At 58.5% G+C, this 18,080-nt stretch carries 20 protein-coding genes; 7 read left to right on the top strand and 13 right to left on the bottom strand.

The genetic code is table 11. The features are described 5' to 3' along the window. Positions 1 to 7: 7 nt before the first annotated feature. The 4 genes from BMZ66_RS22900 to BMZ66_RS22885 form a co-directional block, all read right to left on the bottom strand. Positions 8 to 1,033, bottom strand: a complete 1,026-nt coding sequence (locus BMZ66_RS22900) for a hypothetical protein (RefSeq protein WP_092678708.1) — start codon at positions 1,031 to 1,033, stop codon at positions 8 to 10. Positions 1,034 to 1,115: 82 nt separating this feature from the next. Continuing rightward, positions 1,116 to 2,669 (bottom strand): helix-hairpin-helix domain-containing protein, encoded by a 1,554-nt coding sequence (locus tag BMZ66_RS22895; RefSeq protein WP_214607055.1) that lies wholly within the window; start codon positions 2,667 to 2,669, stop codon positions 1,116 to 1,118. 69 nt (positions 2,670 to 2,738) lie between these two features. Further along, entirely contained in the window at positions 2,739 to 4,145 is a 1,407-nt protein-coding gene (locus tag BMZ66_RS22890; protein WP_092678707.1) for a PP2C family serine/threonine-protein phosphatase, read from the bottom strand. Between the two features lie 196 nt (positions 4,146 to 4,341). Next, entirely contained in the window at positions 4,342 to 4,953 is a 612-nt protein-coding gene (locus BMZ66_RS22885; RefSeq protein ID WP_214607054.1) for a vWA domain-containing protein, read from the bottom strand. A 547-nt stretch (positions 4,954 to 5,500) separates the two neighbouring features. Between BMZ66_RS22885 and BMZ66_RS22880 the strand changes: the two genes are divergently transcribed. After that, complete coding sequence (locus BMZ66_RS22880) at positions 5,501 to 6,199, top strand: transposase (protein ID WP_092678705.1); 699 nt, start codon at positions 5,501 to 5,503, stop codon at positions 6,197 to 6,199. Beyond that, positions 6,127 to 6,564, top strand: coding sequence for an IS3 family transposase (locus BMZ66_RS22875; RefSeq protein WP_177204870.1), 438 nt, complete (start codon positions 6,127 to 6,129; stop codon positions 6,562 to 6,564). The genes BMZ66_RS22880 and BMZ66_RS22875 overlap by 73 nt, the downstream gene beginning before the upstream one ends. A gap of 104 nt (positions 6,565 to 6,668) precedes the next feature. On the opposite strand, the gene BMZ66_RS22870 is transcribed toward BMZ66_RS22875, so the two are convergent. Then, entirely contained in the window at positions 6,669 to 6,908 is a 240-nt protein-coding gene (locus BMZ66_RS22870) for a hypothetical protein (protein WP_143080378.1), read from the bottom strand. A 1,289-nt stretch (positions 6,909 to 8,197) separates the two neighbouring features. Between BMZ66_RS22870 and BMZ66_RS22865 the strand changes: the two genes are divergently transcribed. Continuing rightward, the gene (locus BMZ66_RS22865; protein ID WP_092678702.1) at positions 8,198 to 9,127 is read left to right on the top strand and encodes a replication initiation protein; all 930 of its coding nucleotides are present in this window, start codon (positions 8,198 to 8,200) and stop codon (positions 9,125 to 9,127) included. A 243-nt stretch (positions 9,128 to 9,370) separates the two neighbouring features. On the opposite strand, the gene BMZ66_RS22855 is transcribed toward BMZ66_RS22865, so the two are convergent. From BMZ66_RS22855 to BMZ66_RS22830, 6 genes are all read right to left on the bottom strand, one after another. Beyond that, entirely contained in the window at positions 9,371 to 9,682 is a 312-nt protein-coding gene (locus tag BMZ66_RS22855) for a hypothetical protein (RefSeq protein WP_092678700.1), read from the bottom strand. A gap of 38 nt (positions 9,683 to 9,720) precedes the next feature. After that, positions 9,721 to 10,491, bottom strand: coding sequence for a hypothetical protein (locus BMZ66_RS22850; RefSeq protein WP_143080377.1), 771 nt, complete (start codon positions 10,489 to 10,491; stop codon positions 9,721 to 9,723). A 66-nt stretch (positions 10,492 to 10,557) separates the two neighbouring features. Beyond that, positions 10,558 to 11,049: a Fic/DOC family protein gene (locus BMZ66_RS22845; protein ID WP_092678698.1), complete on the bottom strand. Its 492-nt coding sequence runs from the start codon at positions 11,047 to 11,049 to the stop codon at positions 10,558 to 10,560. Between the two features lie 102 nt (positions 11,050 to 11,151). Beyond that, positions 11,152 to 11,409: a hypothetical protein gene (locus BMZ66_RS22840; protein WP_092678697.1), complete on the bottom strand. Its 258-nt coding sequence runs from the start codon at positions 11,407 to 11,409 to the stop codon at positions 11,152 to 11,154. Beyond that, a complete protein-coding gene (locus BMZ66_RS22835) occupies positions 11,406 to 13,082 on the bottom strand; it encodes an IS1182 family transposase (RefSeq protein ID WP_092678696.1) in 1,677 nt (558 codons plus the stop codon). Before BMZ66_RS22835 ends, BMZ66_RS22840 begins: the two co-directional genes overlap by 4 nt. A 116-nt stretch (positions 13,083 to 13,198) precedes the next feature. Then, the gene (locus BMZ66_RS22830; RefSeq protein ID WP_092678695.1) at positions 13,199 to 13,801 is read right to left on the bottom strand and encodes a hypothetical protein; all 603 of its coding nucleotides are present in this window, start codon (positions 13,799 to 13,801) and stop codon (positions 13,199 to 13,201) included. Positions 13,802 to 13,931: 130 nt separating this feature from the next. On the opposite strand from BMZ66_RS22830, the gene BMZ66_RS22825 reads away from it, so the two are divergent. The 3 genes from BMZ66_RS22825 (at position 13,932) to BMZ66_RS22815 (ending at position 15,464) form a co-directional block, all read left to right on the top strand. Next, positions 13,932 to 14,198: a barstar family protein gene (locus BMZ66_RS22825; protein WP_092678694.1), complete on the top strand. Its 267-nt coding sequence runs from the start codon at positions 13,932 to 13,934 to the stop codon at positions 14,196 to 14,198. A gap of 85 nt (positions 14,199 to 14,283) precedes the next feature. Beyond that, the gene (locus BMZ66_RS22820; RefSeq protein ID WP_177204869.1) at positions 14,284 to 14,586 is read left to right on the top strand and encodes a transposase; all 303 of its coding nucleotides are present in this window, start codon (positions 14,284 to 14,286) and stop codon (positions 14,584 to 14,586) included. Continuing rightward, positions 14,583 to 15,464: an IS3 family transposase gene (locus BMZ66_RS22815; RefSeq protein ID WP_092678692.1), complete on the top strand. Its 882-nt coding sequence runs from the start codon at positions 14,583 to 14,585 to the stop codon at positions 15,462 to 15,464. Before BMZ66_RS22820 ends, BMZ66_RS22815 begins: the two co-directional genes overlap by 4 nt. On the opposite strand, the gene BMZ66_RS22810 is transcribed toward BMZ66_RS22815, so the two are convergent. Continuing rightward, entirely contained in the window at positions 15,461 to 15,721 is a 261-nt protein-coding gene (locus tag BMZ66_RS22810; protein ID WP_143080376.1) for a hypothetical protein, read from the bottom strand. The genes BMZ66_RS22815 and BMZ66_RS22810 overlap by 4 nt on opposite strands. Positions 15,722 to 15,858: 137 nt before the next feature. Here BMZ66_RS22810 and BMZ66_RS22805 point away from each other — a divergent pair, with 137 nt between their 5' ends. Continuing rightward, entirely contained in the window at positions 15,859 to 16,386 is a 528-nt protein-coding gene (locus BMZ66_RS22805; RefSeq protein ID WP_092678690.1) for a hypothetical protein, read from the top strand. A 1,145-nt stretch (positions 16,387 to 17,531) separates the two neighbouring features. On the opposite strand, the gene BMZ66_RS22785 is transcribed toward BMZ66_RS22805, so the two are convergent. Continuing rightward, on the bottom strand, positions 17,532 to 18,080 hold a 549-nt coding region (locus BMZ66_RS22785), incomplete at its 5' end, for a hypothetical protein (RefSeq protein ID WP_214607053.1).

Genomic DNA, 18,080 nt, shown 5'->3' with positions numbered 1-18,080 from the left:
AGAGAACTTATTTATTAAGGCTCAGCAGGAACCCGATGGTAAAGTTGGCATCCCAGTCAAAAACAAAGGTGTCAGTGCCGGTTGCCTCTGCCAGGCCTTTGTAAATATTCAATCCCGAGGCCATTTTCTTGTCAGCGGCCTTGTATGCCCCTGGAGCCTTTAATACGGTATATCGTTCTTCTCCTTGCCGGTGTTGCTTGGCCAGGGTGAAGGGCACTCCACCCAGGATGAAGCCGACATTCCGCTTGTTCGCCGGTATTTTAGTTACCAGCGTTTTCACCTGGTTGTACACTTGCTCATCAGTGGTTCCGTTGGCGTAGTACTTGGCGCCGGGCAACTCAATGGATTGCAGGCGGCCATTCTCCTGCCAAGAGATTTTGGTATTACCTGAGCCAATGTCTACCAGGTAAGAATTATCGGCGAAGGCAGGCGGAACGGTGGCATTGAAGCCCAGTTTGCCTTCCTGCTCTGCGGTGACATTGTTCACCACATAGCCCATCTTCTTCAGCTCATTGCTGATGATGGTGGTTTTGGGTTCTTTCTGGGCGCCCGAGGAAATCACGAAGTGCATGTTGTTCTTCGACACCCCTTTGTCAAACATGGCCGACAGGTATTTTTTTAGACCGGCCCTGATGTCTTCGGTGGTTGCCAGGCCTTCGTAGGCCAGGGATTCGCCAAAATCTTTGGAGACAATTTCCCAGCGTTTCTGGCGGTCCATGTTGATGACGAAGGAGTTGAAACCAGTGGCCCCTACTTCTACTACTCCCCGCAGCGTGCCGTTTGCCGGTTTCTCGGGCGTGTAGCTGAATTCCCGGGTTTCCTCAGTAGTACCGGCCGCAGTGGTGGTAGTTGCGGCAGCCGGTGCCTCTGTAGTATTATCCCTGGGCCGGTTGCTACCGGGGATGCTGGGCGAGTCAACCGAGGAGGTAGCCCCACCGTTATTTCCCCCAGATAAGCGAGGACTGAGGGCGAAATACGCCAGTACCCCCATGATTAGGAGAACAACAATAATTCCTAGTGGCTTGATTCTCATTTTGGTAAGTGTTAGTGCGTTTTAAGGTTGTTTACCCTCTCAACTTCTCGGTTCTTTCTGGTCGCTTGAGGCCGTAGCGGCGCTATTTATTGGCCATGGTAATCACCACCACCCGGCCGCCTGCTTCATTGGAGAGCAATAGTTTCTTGCCGTCGGTGAGGTCTACCATGGTGTTCACGGGTATCTCTTTGTCTTCGGTGAGGTCTTTCAAAGAGGTGAGTTTCTGGTTTACCAATACCCACTTACCATGGTGGAAGGTAAAATACCCTACCGGTGTCTTTTGCTCGGCGGTCAGTTTTTCATTTCTGACCACGTGCCGGTTCACGTGCCACTGGAACAGGTACTGGTTGTGGTAGACCATGAGGCGGTGCTGCTCGGGGCGCCAGACGGTGGGCTTGAATTCATAGTAGAGGTCCAGCACGGGCAGCGTTCCCTTCACCGGCGTGCCGCAAAACGGACACTTGGGCGAGGCAGTATTATCGAACACAAACCACTTCTGCTGGCATTTGGGGTTGCTGCAGGGCTGCATCAAATCCGTGGTTTTGAGCAGGGCCTGTTCCCATTGGTCGGCGTTGGGCCGGTGGTTGGGGTCGTGCAAGCCCGTTACAAAGGCCTGGTCGAACAACGCCTTCAGGTAGGGGCCCGTGATGGTGTAGGGCAGTTTAGCGACATCCGCCCAAGGCAGCGTCCACTTCGACACCTGGTTCATTTTGGGCCGGTTAGAGGCGTCCGTCGGGTGCTCAATGAACAAGGCCTTTTCCCCCATGGATAGCAAATCGTCTTGTTCCGTATCCAGGGAGTTGACTTTTCCTCCTTTCAGGGGGTGCCGGTAGAGCAGATACAGATAAATCATGACCGGCAGGGCATGCAGGTCGGTGGTGCGGTTGGCGTGCTTGCGGTTGGGGTCGCGCAGGGGCAGATGCTTGGTGGCCAGTACTTCCGGCGCGATAAAGTCGGCGGTGCCGATGACATCCGGGGGATACAAACCGGGTACTACCAGCCCGTCAATGTCAATGATGGTGGCTGATTTACTGACCGGGTCGATTAAGACGTTTTTATAGGACAAATCGGAATGCGCCAAACCGGCCGCGTGCAGGCGCTTCACCCCCCGGGCAATTTTCACGCAGATTTGGAAATAGCTGAGCCAGTTGCCCAACTCGCTTTCATCCAGCCGCAAGGCGAACTGCGGGTTGCGGAACTTGGCCGAGGCAAACCACAAGCCTTGTTTCTCTTTTCCTTTGATGCCCTCGCTGGTGGCGTAGCCTTGCTTGAAAAAGAAGTTCTTGTTGTAGGTAGGCACCACCAAACCCACTTTCCCGTCGGTGGTTTCCACCATGTCGGTGGGCCAGCAGTATAGCTCTTTGTAGTATTCGCCGCCTTCGCGGTTGAAGAAACTGTCGTAGTACTGCGTCACCAGTTTCTTCAGCCGTTCCCGGGAGTTGTAATCCTGTTTGTCGCGGTAAAAAGCGACCACATACGATTTATCGGGCCCGAAATAAACGTCCTTCATGCCGCCGCGCATAGGCTCGCCATTATCCACGTACTGGTAGGTTTTACCAGGCGTGATGATGGACGGCACCGACTTCACGGTTGGACCGGTTTTATTGAGAAAGTTGGTGCTACTGCTCTGGCTCACAGGTTCGATGCTGTAATAAAGTAAGTGCTCTGCTTGAGGGGCGTTTTCTGGTTGTTATCCCGATACGGGCTAGAAAACAATGGCCAATGTTCGGTCGTCGTGGTTGCCGGGGCTCCAGAAATCCATCCATTTGGAGAGTTGCGCTTCAATGTCGGGATTGGTGGTGCTCAGTTCCACCGTGGCCTTCTCATCGTTCTGCCCATTCAAATCAGCCAGAAACTCCTGCCACTTGGCAATGTTAGGCAGGTTCGCCTCCACCACGAACTTGGGGTCATAGATGCCATCAGACATCATAATCAAGTAAGAAAAATCGTCTATCAGTTTAAACCCAAAACGGGTAGCAAACTTTTCATTCTGGAAAATCTCGGGCATGGTGATAAACCGGGTACCACCCCCGAATTCGCCCACGTCAATCCAGTTCATGAGCGTCACTTCGGTCACGTCTTTGTTCAATACGGCAATGGGGCAATCCCCCACGCCAAAGGACAGCAAGGCGTAACCCACGTCGTACTTCTTAAACAGGGTGAAGATGAGCGTACTGCTCAGGTCTTTCAACGTGGCCTCCTGCGCCTTGGCGAAGCTTTCCAGTTGTTTGTGCACCTGGAAAGCCGCTTTGCCCAGGTTGTTGTAGACGAAACGGTTGAGGTTTTTCAGGGTGTCGGCCCCGGTCTGGCTCGCGTGCTGTTGCACCAGGTCGTCAAACTCGGCCATGCTTTCGACGGAGGCGGGGTCCAGAAAATAGTCGACCACGCCGGCACAGGCCAGCGCCGAGCCTTTGCGGGACAGCTTCGCGCTGCCGGCCCCATCCGAGACCACCACTACGTTCCAGCCATTGGGCAGCTCCCGGAACGCAAAGTCATCTTCCCGGAACGAACCCACCGTGGCGTGGGAGCGCCCGCGCTTGGAAGAAACCACCAGGTGCCGGTCGCCTAGCGGAGCGAACAAGGTGACATCGTCTTCCTTCCAGTAGGGGTCGTTCTTGTCGCTCTCCAGGTTTTTCCAGAGGCCTTTCGGGTCGGGGTTGATGATGAGCAGAATGTCTTTTTGGTGGAAGGGCGCTTCCTCCGGTTGGCCTTCCACTTTGAAGAAAACCGAAAACTTCAGGTCGCCGCTTTGGGTGGGAACACCGGTAATCTGGTCGTTTTCGGCGCTGTAGGTCAGGCCCAGGGCTTCCAGACCTTCTATTCGGAAGGCAACAAGGTCGTTCCAACCATATTTCTCGAAGTCAAACGGCGCCGCGTAAGGCTTGCCCACGGTAGCATTTGGAATACGAATGGGCTGTTGCACAATCTCAGCTATTCGGTCTTCGATTTTCCAATTCGCCATGAGTTGTTCCTGGTTTTTTCTGAGTTGGTGGAGAATGGCAAGGTTCTGTTCTTCCTGCAAAAAGCGGTCGAACAACTTCTTCCGGTGCTCGGGAATGACAATGCCGTTGCTTTTGAAAAGAGCAGTCACCAGTTGTTTTGCATCGGCCATTCCTGCTTTTGTGCTCACTGTTTTAGATTCTTTTTCTCAATACTCACGCGTAGTCTAACCTTTGCCGTTCGTGCTACCCAGTAGTCTTTAGCTACCCTATCATCTATTGTCGCCGGGCCTGATACTCAAGAAAATAAGGAAGAGGCTGATGAAGATTACCTCCAGCCTCTTCCTTGTCTGGTGAGGTGCTAAGCGCTTACGTAACGATATTCAACTCCGCAGGAGGCGGGGGCAATTCGCCCATACCGGTCACTTCCTGGCCGCCATCCTCAACCTTAGTCGAGGAAACGCCAATGGAGGCACTCACCCAGGTAAAGAACTTGGCAATGCTCTGGCTGTCAGCGGTATCAAGGCTTACGACATTTTCCGTAATCTGCTTTAATAACGAAGAATCGGCGGCGCTACCAGCGGCGCAGGCCACGGTAAAGGCGGTTTTTCGTTTTCTGAATTCTTCCAGGCCAAGCTGCCAGTCATCGGTGGGAATACCATCCGTCATGATGAACACAAGGGGTTTCCAGTCGCCTTTTTGCTCAGCCGTGGTTTTAGTAACCTCATTGTCAATGCAGGTAGAAACCAATTTAAGCGCCGCGCCTAAGCTGGTAGTGCCGGTCGCTCGGATGTCCACCATCTGAAACGAAGCTAGGTCGGTTAACGGCACCACTTGTTTGGCCTCACTATCAAAGGTGATGATGCTGATGAAGGCCGTCTCGATAGCCTGCGGATTCTGCCGCAACGAACTAATCATGACCTGAACACCATTTTTAACGGCTTCAATGGGCTCTCCGGTCATGGAACCAGATGTGTCCAATAGTAAATAGACGGGTAGTCTCCTCATCGTTTTAGGTTTAAATGGGTATTTGTGATAAACTCTGCAATTGTAGCGGCTTGTGCCAAGCAGAAGCCAGTTCTCTTTAGGGAAATGTCTCTTACACTACCTGTTATTCCAAGCGTCATTTTTTATTCCAAGCGTCATTTTTGAAAAACAGCTATAAAACCCTATCTCAAAAAATGGCGATTGAAATGTTTAACGCAGGCCTTTGGGCAAGGGTTGGGAGCTTGCTTTGACCACGCACTACCTGGCCAAACCCTGCATGCTCAAGCACCTGACCCCGCGCCTTAGCCAGCAGCTGCGGCTCGACACTGCGACTAGCTCGACCAGCCCAGGCAACGCGTGGCGGTGAGCCTTACACGCCGGCCAGCGAGCGTAATTGACAAGCTGTGCGACGTAATTCCCGCCGACTATACCCGGGTTGTGCGCTCGTGGGCTCCCGAGTGGCACTTCGGAAACAAAACGAATTCGTGGGTGAGGTGGTCTAAGGAAGGCGGACAGAAGAAGGACGTATATTTCTTCTGTTATGGCAACCAAAACCAGCGGGTCGTCGCCCGACAAACGGCGTAAATACGACGAGGCCTTCAAGGCCGAAGCCCTGCGCTTGGCCGGCGAGAGCCGCAGCACCCAAGCCGCAGCCCGGCAATTGGGCATCAGCCCCAAACTGCTCTACCGCTGGCAGCGGGCGCAGCTCGTGGCCGAAGTGGGCAGTGAGGAAGTGGCCCGCGACCCGGAGGTGCGCGCCTTGCGCGCCCGCCTCCAGCGGGCCGAGCAAGAGCTCGATATTTTAGGTCATCTTCGCCCAGCCGACCCGGTGAGCACCTACCAGCACATCGCCCGGCAGGCGGCCCACGCGCCGGTGCGCCAACTCTGCCAGGTGCTGCAGGTCGCGCCCAGCGCGTACTACGCCTGGCAACGCCGCCGGCAGCTGCCGGCCGCCGAGCCTGCCTGGCAAGTGGCCGTCGAGGTATTCGCCTATCACAGCCAGCGCTACGGCACCCCCCGGCTGCGCGTGGAAGTGCAAGCGCAGGGCCATGCGGTGGGCCGTTGGCGCATCCGCCGCGTGCTGAAAGCGCACGGCCTGCGCGCCCTCCGGGTACGACCCAACAGCCCCGCTCGTTTGTGCCCCGTACGACCGACTCGGACCCGGCCGTGTGGCTCGACCGCTGCTCGCGCAAAGTCGTGGGCTGGGACGTGCGCGACACCAGGCCCGAAGACCTGGTGAGCGAGGCGCTGCGGCGCGCCCTGGTGGTGCGCCGGCCCCCGGCCGGGCTGGTCGTGCACTCCGACCAGGGCAGCCAGTACACGGCCACCCGATTCAAGAACTTACTGGCCCGGCACGGGGCGGTGCAGAGCATGAGCCGACGCGGCAACTGCTACGACAACGCCCACGCCGAATCGTTTTGGAGCCGCTTCAAAGCCGAACTGCTCAATGGCGGCAGCTTCCCCGGCCTGGCCGAGGCCAAGCTCGAAATCAGCTTCCACATCGCCTACTACAACGCCGAGCGACGCCACTCAGCGCTGGGCTACCGTGCCCCCAACCACTTCGAAACCCATATTCGAACAACGTCCCAATTATGTCCGGCTTAGCTAGACCACCTCACCATTCCGAAAGACGTGGGTGTGGTTGTACTGGTCGAGGTAGTGAGCCGCGCTCGGCAAACCTCTCCTTGGACAGCCCCTCCGGGCAGTTCCTAAACCTTCGGGCCCGTGAGGAAATGGAGTTGCGTCTGAAAGGAGTCCAGCGCCTGAGCATCCGGCAACACAAACCACGTGGTCTTACTTGTCAGGGGAAAGCGCAGCTGCTGCGCGGGTATGCCCAGGCTCCCGAGCACGCGCTGCACCAGACGGGGTTCGTCGCGCTTGAGCTTGCCGTTTTTCAGGTTGACGATGTTGGTGTAAGTGAGCTGGTGCGTCTCACAGAAAGGCTTCAACTTCCCACTACCCAGCATTTTCAATCTTGCCTGTGCATAGAGCAGGGCATCGGCTTAGGAAACGGTCAAACTCAGGTCCGGGAACGGCAACGGGTCAACGCTTGCCTGGCGGGCTTCTATTGCATTCATGTGTGGTGTATCGTCTTCTTGGCCATGCTGGGCTCAAGAGTCATTGTTAAGTTCAGTCAGGACAGTAACAGAACGGTGCTGTTAGCGCAAAGGAAATAAGTCAAAGTGGTTTCCCCTATGGCCCAATGCCTTTCAAGGGTGCGTGGAAGCCACTTATTAGTCCGGCCTGCTGTGGTCAGGGCCAACCGGTACGTTGCCTTGCCGGGCCCTCGTCAGCGTGCCATAACCCGCGATTAGGTGGTGCCAGCCCGTCTTTTGGCTTATAAAACCTATTAGTTCGCGTACCTGCTTAGCTGAAGTGTAGGCCACTGGGCCTGCTAAAAAATAGGTTTTATAAGCCCAGAGGGTGCTGTGAGGGCTGCTACCATGCTCAGCGGCCCCTTTCTCGGCTGTTTTGCATGCTGCCGCAGAAGCTGCCGAGAAAATCTTACGGGGCTTATAAAATCTATTAATGAGCCATCTATGAGCTTTCAGCGTAGTTTTTAGGTTACCTTTGAGGTATACAGTGGTGACCTAGATAGTAGAAAAAGGTAAAAAAATATTTAAAAAATGCAATACGCTTTTGTGCTGATTTAGACTCCCTTTTTTGTTGTTTTCGTCCGGGCATCGACCCAAACCACCACTTTATAAGCTTTTGTACTCCAGCTTCAACAAGCTTGTGAGTATTTTAAGTATTTAAGGTATTTGCAGGGCTCACAACTTTTTGTACCTGAGTGTCTTAAGCGGCTTTAGTAATAGGCTTTATAAGCCAACTAATAGGTCTTATAAGCGGGGTAATAGGTTTTATAAGCTGAATAATAGGTTTTATAAGCCAAACTAATAGCTTTGATAAGCTAACTAATAGAGCCGAATCGTGGGCCTGTTATAAGGACTTTAACCGGCGAACTAATAGATTTTATAAGTCACGGGTGGTTCGCCCCTCTGGGGTCACCCTACTTCCAGACCGCGAACTAATAGCTTTTATAAGTCTAACTAATAGCTTTTATAAGCTTCGGTAAAAGTTCGCGGCGACTTAACTAATAGATTTCATAAGTCTAACTAATAGCTTTTATAAGTCGACGAAGCTGCCGCCTTTCTGCTTACTCATAGATTCAGGATTTGGCTCTATTAGTTTCCGATTTATGCCGTATGTTTGCTTTGTATCACCACAGTAGCTGCGAATGGCCGCGCCCGAATCCACCGTCCCGCTAGAAATTCGGCAGCATAACGCGCTGACAACGGCCCGCTACGAGATGAGTGCCTGCGAGATGGACATTGTCTTCTCGCTGCTCTCCAAGCTCACCAAGCAGGACAAGGCCGGCACCATCTACGAAATCCGGGTGCAGGAGCTGATGGAGCTGACGGGGCGTACCTGGAACTACAAGCAGCTACTTGAATCCACCGAGAACCTCAACAGCCGGGTCTACCACATCGAGAACGGCAAGACCCTGCTGCAAGTGAGCCTACTGGCTTCGGCGCTGTACCGCAAGGGCGAGGGAACCATTGAGCTGGAAATCTCCGAGCGCATGCGCCCCTTCCTGATTGACCTAAAGAGCAACTTCACGTCCTACCGGCTGCAGGCGGCTTTTAGCTTGAGCAGCAAGTACGCCAAGCGCATCTACCAATTGGCCTCGCAGTGGAAAGACATCGGGGAAACCAAGACTTACTCCCTGGATGAGTTCAAGGGCATGCTCAAGCTCAAGGACCCCACCGGCAAAGAGGCCGAGCAGTACGCCCAGATTTCCTCCCTGCAGAAATACGTGCTCGACGTGGCCACGACGCAAATCAACGAGCATACCGACCTGCGCATCAAGTACGAGCTGCTCAAGAAAGGTCGCTCCTTCCAGAGCATCAAGTTCTACGTTAACACCCAGGTGCCCCAGCAACTGCCCATCCCCTTCGAGCTGGAGGCCGACGACGCCAAGGTGCAACTGGCCCGCAAGCACCTGGAAACCCTCGGCATTGCCGAACCCAAGCTGGTACAGGACATTCTGCATTCCCCCAAGCACGTGGACGCGCTGTTTGCCTTCATCTACAAACTAAAGACCGACAAAATCAAGGCGACCAAAAACCCGGGCGGCCTGTTTCTGAAAATGCAGGGCTTGCGTTAACGCAAGCCTATCGCGGCGGTTCTGGCTGCGTCCACGTGCGGCGAGAGCCGCAGGCAGTGCATTCCATCAGGAGTTCCGTAGCGTGAGAGTACCGCTCCAGCACCTCTACGTGGGCGTGTAGCGTTTCCTGTCCGCAGGTGGCACAGGGCAGCAATTCGGTAGCCTCCAGTTGTTCCTGTAGAAACCGTAGTTCATCGTCCTTCATCGGCAGCAAGGTAGCAGGTAACGGTGGTCGGTTGAGGGCTACCCATTCGTAGCTTGGCTTTCCCGGGTGGCTAAGGCCTCTTTGGCTTGGGCTAAGTTGACCAAGTACTGCCGGGCCAGCGCGGGATGTTCGCGGTGGGCCCATGCCCTGGCCCGCCGCGCTTCTTCAACTGGCCCTTCGGGTAGGCGCGGGGGTACCGGCGAGGGCCAATGACAAGCGCCTTGCCGAAAGAATGCTTCGATGGCGGCCAGCAGGGTGAGCGTGCGCTCGGCTTGCTGCGGCCACTGGTCCAGCAACTCTTCCAGCTCCCAGCTGGCTGCTTCGTACTCGGCTGCTATGTATAAATCCATGGACTGGTCTGGGGGTTAAATTCGGAGCTGGCAGGTGCTTACCGTTCGGGACCGTCGTTTTCCCGGCCCGGCTGCGCTGGCGCAACCGGGCGCAGCGCTTCCTGCAAACTGCGCCCTGCTCCCCGCAGGGTAGCGGTCTCGTCGGCTAACGCCGGTATCTTCTCCGCCCTAGTTAATGCCTCGGCTACTGCCTGCAGGTTCGCGCCACCCAGGTACGCGGACTTCTCCACGGCTTTAGCGGCTCGCGATAAGGAATCAGCTGGCCCGGGGTAGCCCTGCTCCTCCAACCCGTCGACCAACCGCTTAGCGGCTTGCACAAAAGCCGCCGTCAACGCTGGCTGTGGACTGGTGGCCGGCACAGCCCCAACGGCCTTCGTTTGCTCCGGTTGCAAGACAGCCAGCGCGGCGCCAAAACGGGCGGCCTCGCGCTTCGACGCCGGGTCCTGAAAGCGCTTGTCCTGCACGACCTCCTGCAGCAGCCGCTGCAGACCTGCCCCGTGCCGGGCCACGCCCGCCTGCGGGTTGCGGTCGATGTCGAGCACCTGGCTCAGCAAGGCATCCGCGCGCTGGTTGCGCCGGTAGTCTACGCCGGCGACCAGCTGCTGCAGGGCCGGAGTGGCGGCCACCAGTTCGCGCAGCTGCTCTATCTGCCGGACTGCGGGGGTCGGTCCGTCGGGCAGGGCACGGGCTTGGCTGGGGTGCCGGGCCGCTTCGGCTTCCGGCCCGGGCAGGGTCATGGTGTTGTGGGCAAATAAGTCGCGCAGCGCCCGCAAGTCTTTTTCCCGGTGCTGCGCTCCGTGCAGGCTCACAATGCCCTGGTCCCAGGCCGGGTTCAGCTTCTCGTGCTCCCGGTTAAAGTCGACCTGGTAGCCGGCCTAGTATGCAATTTCGGCGAAGGTGGCCTGCAACGTGCGGCCGTTGCCCTCCCGGAAGGCATGCACGTGGTTGTAGTGGTCGAAGTAGTAGGCGGCCCGCTCGGCAAAGGCCTCGGGCGTAGGCAGGCCCCTGAGGTTGTTTTCAAGCTTGAGCTGCTCGCCCAGTGCGTTTAGCCGCTCGTCAATACGCTCGAAGGGGGCAAAGTGCATCGGCACGGCGGTGGTACCCGGGAGGTCCGCGGCTTTCACGCCCTGGAATCCGGCCTCCCGGCGGGTTTGCCCGGCCCACTCAAACGTGTCCTGAAACAAGTGCTGATGCACGGCCCGCAGCCGCGGGGCGTCAAAGGTGTCGCCCTGGGGGCCGTAGCCGGCGGCCAGCTCCTGCAACCGGCGCAGCGAGGCGTCCTTGGTGGCCTGCTCTAATTCATCGGCATCCGTTATGCCGAGCTTGTTGTAAAAGACGCCGGTGTGAGGGTCAGTAAACTTATCCATCGTACTTGTCAATACGAGAGTCGGGCTGCTCGCTGGAATAGGGCTAAAAAATTAGCCCGACCAAAGCCGGGCTAATGCAATTACATATTGGAAAGCTAGCCATTAGGCCACGTGCGCGAGTGCATGCTCGAAGTTGTGTGCCTGCAGCTGCCGCTGGTGCTCGTCGTGGCGGGCTCCCACGGTGTCCAGTTCAATCTGACCGGCGACGTACTGGGCGTGCAGCTCAGCCAGCCACTCGGGCTCCTGGTACGCGCCCTGGCTGCGGGTGATGCCCAGCGACTGGTTTATGATAAACTGCCGCTGCTCGCGGGTTTGTTCGCGGGGACCAAACTGCGGGATATGGGAAGCTTGCGTGTTCATAAAAGGCAGTACGTAAACGGGAATCGAGAGTACAAATTAAACAAAAACCCCGACATTATGGTGCCATTAGACGTGATTACCAGACTAGCTTTAGTATCAACTAAAATCACCGTGGCTGTTGCAGAACTCGAGTTATGGTGTTCCATTTTGGGGTAGCCGCTTCGCGAGTGCCCAAGTGGGCGCTTGGGGCACCTATTTCGCTGCCCAGCACGCCTATTGGCCGCCAGAAGCAGCCTTGAGAGCACCATAGCAGCGCTCACTTGCCGCTGGGGGCGGTACTTGAGTAGCTTTTTAAGATTGTAGGCGACGGCCGTGAGCAGCATGGTTTTGTGAGCGCCCGCGTAGCCGCGCACGTTGAGCCGGCGCAGGCCGTAGTGGTGAATCAGGTTGCCGAACACGGGTTCGACCGTGCCTTGGCGGACCCGGCGCAAGCGCTGGCCCCGCCGGCTCTGTTGGCGGAGCCAGGCCCGGCGGTAGGCCGCGTCGTAAATCGTGCGGTTAATCTGCTTGCGCCGGGCACGTGGGGCACACGTGGGCTTGCGCGGGCACTGTTGGCAGTCGCGGCAGGCGGCCCAATAGATTTTGTGCCAGCCCCCGTCTTGGTTCGTGTCGTACTTCTGGAACGGGAGCGTTTTGCCTTCGGCACAGGTAAAAGCATCGGTGCGTGCATCGCAGGCGAAGCCGTCGAGGTCGGGCTTGTACTTGCCAAAAACGGGAATCCACGCTCGGATGTGTTGGGCTTCGAGCAGGGCGTAGTTGGCACCGTTGGCGTAGCCAGCGTCGGCCAACAGGTCGCGCAAGCGCAGTTCGTGGGACCGCAAGCGCCGTTGCAGCCCGGTGAGCAGCCGGGGCAGGTGCAAGCTGTCTCGGCTGTCGGCAAAATCGGCCTGCACGTGGCTGATGACGCCCTTGGCCGTGTCCACGGCCAGGCTGCAGAGGTAGTTCAGGGCCCGGGCCTTGCCGGGTTTTACCGAGATGCGCGCGTCGGGGTCGGCGGGGCTGTAATGGGTCTTGTTGCTGAGCAGCCGCGCCTTGGGATGCTGCGCGCCCGGCACGCTGGAGTGGGCGACGAGCCGGGCCTGGTGGGCGGCCAGGTTGCGCAGCTGGTGCGCGGGGGCCGTCACCACCGACGCGGCCGGGGCCAGTGGTGCGGGCTCGTCCGTGGCCAGACGGGGCCCGGGCGGCCCGGCGGGCTGCTTGACTTGCACCGATTCGAGCGACGCGTTGGCCTTGACGGGGGCCGAGTCGACGGCCTGCCGCTCGCCGGCCACCAGGCCCCGGGCCACGCACTGGGCAAAGACGTGGTCGAACAAGCGCTCGAAGACGGCGGCCGGAAACAGCTGGCGGGTGCGGCTCACGGTCGAGTGCCAGGGCAGCTCCTCGTCCACCTCGTAGCCCAGGAACAGCAGGATGTCGAGCCGCAGGGCGCAGTGCTCGACCAGGCGGCGGTCGCTGACCAGGTTTTCCAGCCGGCCCACCAGCACGAGCTTGAAGAACACGACCGGGTCGAGCGAAGGCTGGCCCGTGTGGCTGTACAGCGCCCGGGTCTCGTCGTAGAGAAACGACCAGTCCACCAGTTCCGCGAGCCGGCGGTACAGATTGTGGGGCGAGACCCGGTCGGAAAGCCGAAAGCGGGCCACCTCTTGGTCGAGAAACAGCTTCTTGCCTTGCATCTTCCCTCTACGAACCTGGGTTCTGCAACAGCCACTACCGTTTTGTTGAACGGATACAGCGGCGTACGTTTCACTTTGGACGTACCTTCTCGAGGGCTCCGGTTGCCAATCCGAGGCTAATGGAGCGCCAACTTGTTTTTGTGGATGAACTCGGCCACCGTTTTGCTGAGTTGATAGGGCCTTTCAACGGGCAGTTGACACCGCGCCTTTGGCAAAGACCGGCCCTCGCTATCCGTTAACCGGTACTCGCCCGGGCGCAGGCGCCGGCCCGCGGCGTAGTAGTGCACCCGGGTTTCGTGGGCGACGCCCTCGGGGTCGGGGGTGCACAAGCTATTGAAGAAGGCGGTGCGGCATTCGTAGGCAAAGGTCTGCCCGTGGGGGGTGAAGTAGTGGGTGTGGGTTAAGTGCCAGTCCCCGCTTTCACTGGTGGGTGCTTCGTGGACGAGCACGACGCGGTGCTGGTTCAAGAGCATGCGGTACACCGTTTGGGTGTCGTCGGGCAGGTCGTTATTCTTCACCCGCACCAGCCGTCCGTTGCCCATGCGGGCGTAAGTGACAAAGCCGGTGGGATGCGCCCGCGCGTAGGCGTCCAACGCGCGTTTTTGTTGCTGTAGCGCCGGGACGCTCACCGGCAGAGGAGCCGGAGCCCCCACCTGCGCGGCCCCACCCGGCAGACAGAACCACACCCACAGCACCGACGGAAGTAGCCAGACCAGCATAAAGAGTCAAAAAGGGGAAAGAACCAGCAAGCCCCATGCTTCGCGAATGTCCGATGAATGTAGCAGGAAATAAATTCGCTCGTTTTGCTGTTTGGACTGTTTCCGTGAACACTTCTTAGTACTTTCCAACATGAAAGTTGCTTTACAGGGGGCAGAGATGACAAGCAGACCGGCGCTGCACGCTCAGCTCAAGCAGAAACTCTCCTTTCCCGACTACTACGGCGAGAATTTAGATGCGTTGTGGGACTGCATCAGATGCGTAGATGTTCCTTTAACGGTGGAATGGCAGGACTTTGCTCAGTGCCGCCTGCACCTTGGCCAGTACGCCGACCAAGTACTCGAAACCCTGCGGGATGCTGAGCAAGAAGTACCGGGGTTTATTCTCGACGTCCATTAGGACGCTCGTTTACCTTGGGACCGTTTGGCTGAACTGAGGTGGTCTAGGAATGCCGGACAGAAGAAGGACGTATATTTCTTCTGTTATGACAGCCAAAAAGAGCGGGTCGTCGCCCGACCAACGACGTAAATACGACGAGGCGTTTAAGGCCGAGGCCCTGCGCCTGGCTTCGGAAAGTCGGAGCACGCAAGCCGCCGCCCGCGCGTTGGGCATCAGCCCCAAGCTGCTCTACCGCTGGCAGCAGGCGCAGCTCGTGGCCGAAGTGGGCAGCGCGGAAGTGGCCCGCGACCCGGAGGTACGGGCCCTGCGCGCGGCCAATAAGCGGCTGGCGCAGGAGCTCGCTATTTTAAAAAAAGCCTTGGCCATCTTCGCCCAGCCGACCCCGTGAGCGTGTACCAGCACATTGCCCGGCGGGCCAACAAGGCACCGGTGCGCCAGCTCTGCCACGTCCTGCAGGTCGCGCCCAGCGCGTACTACGCCTGGCACCGGCAGCAGGGCCAACCGGCTCCGGAACCGGGCTGGCAAGCCGCCGTGCGCGCGGCGTTTGCGCGCCACAGCCAGCGGTACGGCACGCGCCGGCTGCGGGCCGAAGTGCAGGCCGAAGGCCACCGGGTGGGCCGGTGGCGCATCCGCCGCGTGCTCCACGCCCACGGGCTGCGCGCCCAGCAGCCCCGCTCATTTGTGCCCCGCACCACCGATTCCGACCCGGCCGTGCGCGCCGCGCCCAACCGCTTGCTGGGCCAGCCGGCCCCTGCGGCCCCGAACCGGGTCTGGGTGGGCGACATCACGTACTTGCCCCGCCAAGGCGGCGGCTGGCTCTACCTGGCCGTCTGGCTCGACCGTTGCTCGCGCAAAATCGTGGGCTGGGACGTGCGCGACACCATGCCCGAAGATTTGGTCAGCGAGGCGTTGCGCCGCGCCCTGGCCGTGCGCCGGCCAGCGGCTGGCCTCATCGTACACTCCGACCAAGGCAGCCAGTACACCGCTACCCGATTCAAGGGCCTGCTGGCGCGACACGGCGCCCAGCAAAGCATGAGCCGGCGCGGCAACTGCTACGACAACGCCCACGCCGAATCCTTTTGGAGCCGTTTCAAAGCCGAACTGCTCGACGGCGGCCGCTTTCCCGGCCTGGCCGAGGCCAGGCTCGAAATCAGCTTCCACATCGCCTACTACAACGCCGAACGACGCCATTCTTCGCTCGGTTACCAATCGCCAAACCACTTTGAAACCCACTTCAAAACCACGTCCCAATTGTGTCCAGCCTAGCTAGACCACCTCATGTTGTAATTGTTGGAACTGTCAATCTGCTCTTCGTTCACGTCTTGCATGTCGTAGACGCACCACCACCACCACTTTTTTTCCATCCATTCGGCCCGCAGCAACAAGCCGGCCCAATCGGCCGAACAATCGTCCGAGAGGTCGCCCCGCCAAGTGATGCGCTCTTTCGCAAGCGTTTGCCGCTCATCTTTTGTCATGTCCGATGAAGAGGGGTAGTTGATAAAGAGCGGCAAGGTAAAAGGCATAAAGCTCCATTGCTTGAACCACCGTTTTCGTGAACTGGGAAGGCATTTGGTTCGGCCCCACACTAGCCGTTGCTCGGCCCTTGGCCCGGGGGCCTGCTGTACCTTGTGCGGGTCTACTTCTCTCCTTTCGTCGCCCCATGTTTAACATCCTGTATGTCCTCGTGGCCCTGGACGTCGCGCTGCTCGGGGGCTGGTTGCTGTGGGTGCGGCCCACCCCAGACGTGGCCATCATCGGTGCCGTAATCATTCCCTTGCTGGCCGTGTTCAACGCCTTGGTGGCGGCCGTGTGCTGGCTGCGCAAACGCCCCGCCCTGGCCGGGGCCTTTTTGCTCAACGTCTTTTTCGCTAGCGGCGTTTTTGCGCTGCTGCTGGATAGCTGGTACGACTACGACCGCCAAGGTCGCTACCTGCGCTATGCCTTTGCCCAAGACGCGAAGCACTACGAACTAATTCTTGAAAAGAAAAAGCACGGGTTCTCGATTTCGGATGTCACCAACCAAAAAGACGGGTACACGACCGAGGTGGCGACGGGCGAGTACGTCGTGCGTCACGACTCGGTGGTGTTGCGGGAGTGGAATGGAACGCGGCGGTACGTGCTGCATCAGCGCATGCTGAGGGGCTTTGAGGGCCGCGCCGTGCCCATCCTCCTTCGGGAACTAAAGTAACCCTACTTCAACTGAACGGAGCGCGTTTCCCGTCGGACCGTTTTGCTAGACAGCTCATGAGCCTTTGGATGGAATTTTTAGGAAACGCAATCCAAGTAACCAAGTGGCTAAGGGCACAACGCCAGCTAGGGTCCACCACGCATTCATTTCCCCTATCACCAGCCCCAACCACGCAAAGAACAGACTCCCTACCAAACTCATTAGGCGCCAGCGCAAAGAACTGCGTTTAAACAAGAACACCACCAAGACGACGTACAGCACCAGCGTGGGGATGCCAAAAAGCCACAGCCCAAAGGTGATAGGCGATGTTTCGTTCAACAGCAGAAGGGCGTACATCGCTAGGGCGTGCTCCGAGAGTTAAGGGGCATTCGTTCTGAAAAATACGCCAATCAAATAGGGTATGACAATCGCTCGTTTTGCTTTTCGGACCGTTTGGTTGAACCCATTCCCCAAGCAGTAGGGCCGCCTTATGTTTGCTGCATCGATAACAGGCACAAACATCACTGCCTCATCAAACCATCCTCGTTGCCGTTTATCTACCCCAAATGAAAACCGATTATTCACGGCTGTGGGCCGGCCTAATGGCGGGGATGCTGACCGCGTGCGTCCCACAGGCGTATGAGCAGCAGCACTACCGAAAACACCTAACCCGGGAAGAGCGGCAGGTATTGCAGACCGGGCGCCCCGTCGACAAGGTGCACACCTCGTACTGGCGCTTCACGCCCCGCCAATTGTATTCCCAAGGGCCGCTGCGGGCCGAAGTCGACCGTCCCGGCCACGTGCGCTTTACGGAGCACGGGACGTGGTACAGCTACCACCGAAGCGGAGCGGTCCGGGATACGATCGGAACTACCGGGAGAACGGCGACTTGTACGTTGCGCTAAAAAGTGTTCGCACGCAGCGGGAAGGGCGCGCCTTTATCGAAGAGGCGGACGTTGAGTTTAGGGGAGGGAACCGGCGGGATACGTTGAGCATTCGGCGCTGGGGCCACTTTGAGGGAGCGGCCAAAGCCGTGTTAGACGAGCGAATCGATTTTGATGAGCAAGGGCGCCGTATGCCCTTACAGAAGATTAAATAACTTGTGCACCTGCTCCACCAGCGCAGTGTAACGCTCGTTTTGCGATTCGGACCGTTTTCGTGACAGGTTAGTATAAATAAATGTCGCGTTCGAGGAAGTACGAGCGCGACTGCTGTTGGGCCGCTTCTTCGTCTTGCCTCGCGCGCCAGCGGCACGGGTGCAGGCGGCGGCGGTGGACGTGCCCGACGGCATCCACCCAGTGCGCGGTGCCAGGCACGAGTGCAAAGTCAAACACCCGGATCCCGTCCGTGGGGGCGTGCCGGTAGGCCTCGTTCCGCTCGGCCACCAGCAAGCGCGTGCCCGCGGCCAAGCGCACGGTTACGGCCACGGAGTCCCCGGGGATCGGCGCCACGTGCGCGCGCACCGTGTCCCGCCAGCCCGCCCACAGCGTGTCCCGGCCGTGCGGCACCAGGCGGGGGCGATGCGTGGCGTCGGGCTCGACCACCGCCACTTCGGCCCCGTCGCCCGGCCACGGGCTTGGGAAGGGCCGGGCGGGGCACGGCACGTGCCAGGTGAGCCGCACCTCGGCCCCCGTGCGGTTGCGCACGAACACGCGTCGGCTGTTTTCCCACTCGGGGGCGCAGCCGACGGCGGCGCAGGCGAGCCCCAGCAGCCC

It is taken from the genome of Hymenobacter arizonensis (assembly GCF_900115775.1).
In the GTDB taxonomy this organism is placed as follows: Bacteria; Bacteroidota; Bacteroidia; order Cytophagales; family Hymenobacteraceae; genus Hymenobacter; species Hymenobacter arizonensis.
The sequence above is the reverse complement of the archived record's forward strand: the minus strand, read 5'-3'. Positions and strand labels throughout refer to the sequence as shown.

Bases quoted from the DNA above. Each gene is read 5' to 3' on its own strand.
- BMZ66_RS22900 (WP_092678708.1), bottom strand. From the start codon at position 1,033: ATGAGAATCAAGCCACTAGGAATTATTGTTGTTCTCCTAATCATGGGG.
- BMZ66_RS22890 (WP_092678707.1), bottom strand. From the start codon at position 4,145: ATGGCCGATGCAAAACAACTGGTGACTGCTCTTTTCAAAAGCAACGGC.
- BMZ66_RS22880 (WP_092678705.1), top strand. From the start codon at position 5,501: ATGGCAACCAAAACCAGCGGGTCGTCGCCCGACAAACGGCGTAAATAC.
- BMZ66_RS22865 (WP_092678702.1), top strand. From the start codon at position 8,198: ATGGCCGCGCCCGAATCCACCGTCCCGCTAGAAATTCGGCAGCATAAC.
- BMZ66_RS22855 (WP_092678700.1), bottom strand. From the start codon at position 9,682: ATGGATTTATACATAGCAGCCGAGTACGAAGCAGCCAGCTGGGAGCTG.
- BMZ66_RS22845 (WP_092678698.1), bottom strand. From the start codon at position 11,049: ATGGATAAGTTTACTGACCCTCACACCGGCGTCTTTTACAACAAGCTC.
- BMZ66_RS22840 (WP_092678697.1), bottom strand. From the start codon at position 11,409: ATGAACACGCAAGCTTCCCATATCCCGCAGTTTGGTCCCCGCGAACAA.
- BMZ66_RS22835 (WP_092678696.1), bottom strand. From the start codon at position 13,082: ATGCAAGGCAAGAAGCTGTTTCTCGACCAAGAGGTGGCCCGCTTTCGG.
- BMZ66_RS22830 (WP_092678695.1), bottom strand. From the start codon at position 13,801: ATGCTGGTCTGGCTACTTCCGTCGGTGCTGTGGGTGTGGTTCTGTCTG.
- BMZ66_RS22825 (WP_092678694.1), top strand. From the start codon at position 13,932: ATGAAAGTTGCTTTACAGGGGGCAGAGATGACAAGCAGACCGGCGCTG.
- BMZ66_RS22820 (WP_177204869.1), top strand. From the start codon at position 14,284: ATGACAGCCAAAAAGAGCGGGTCGTCGCCCGACCAACGACGTAAATAC.
- BMZ66_RS22810 (WP_143080376.1), bottom strand. From the start codon at position 15,721: ATGCCTTTTACCTTGCCGCTCTTTATCAACTACCCCTCTTCATCGGAC.
- BMZ66_RS22805 (WP_092678690.1), top strand. From the start codon at position 15,859: ATGTTTAACATCCTGTATGTCCTCGTGGCCCTGGACGTCGCGCTGCTC.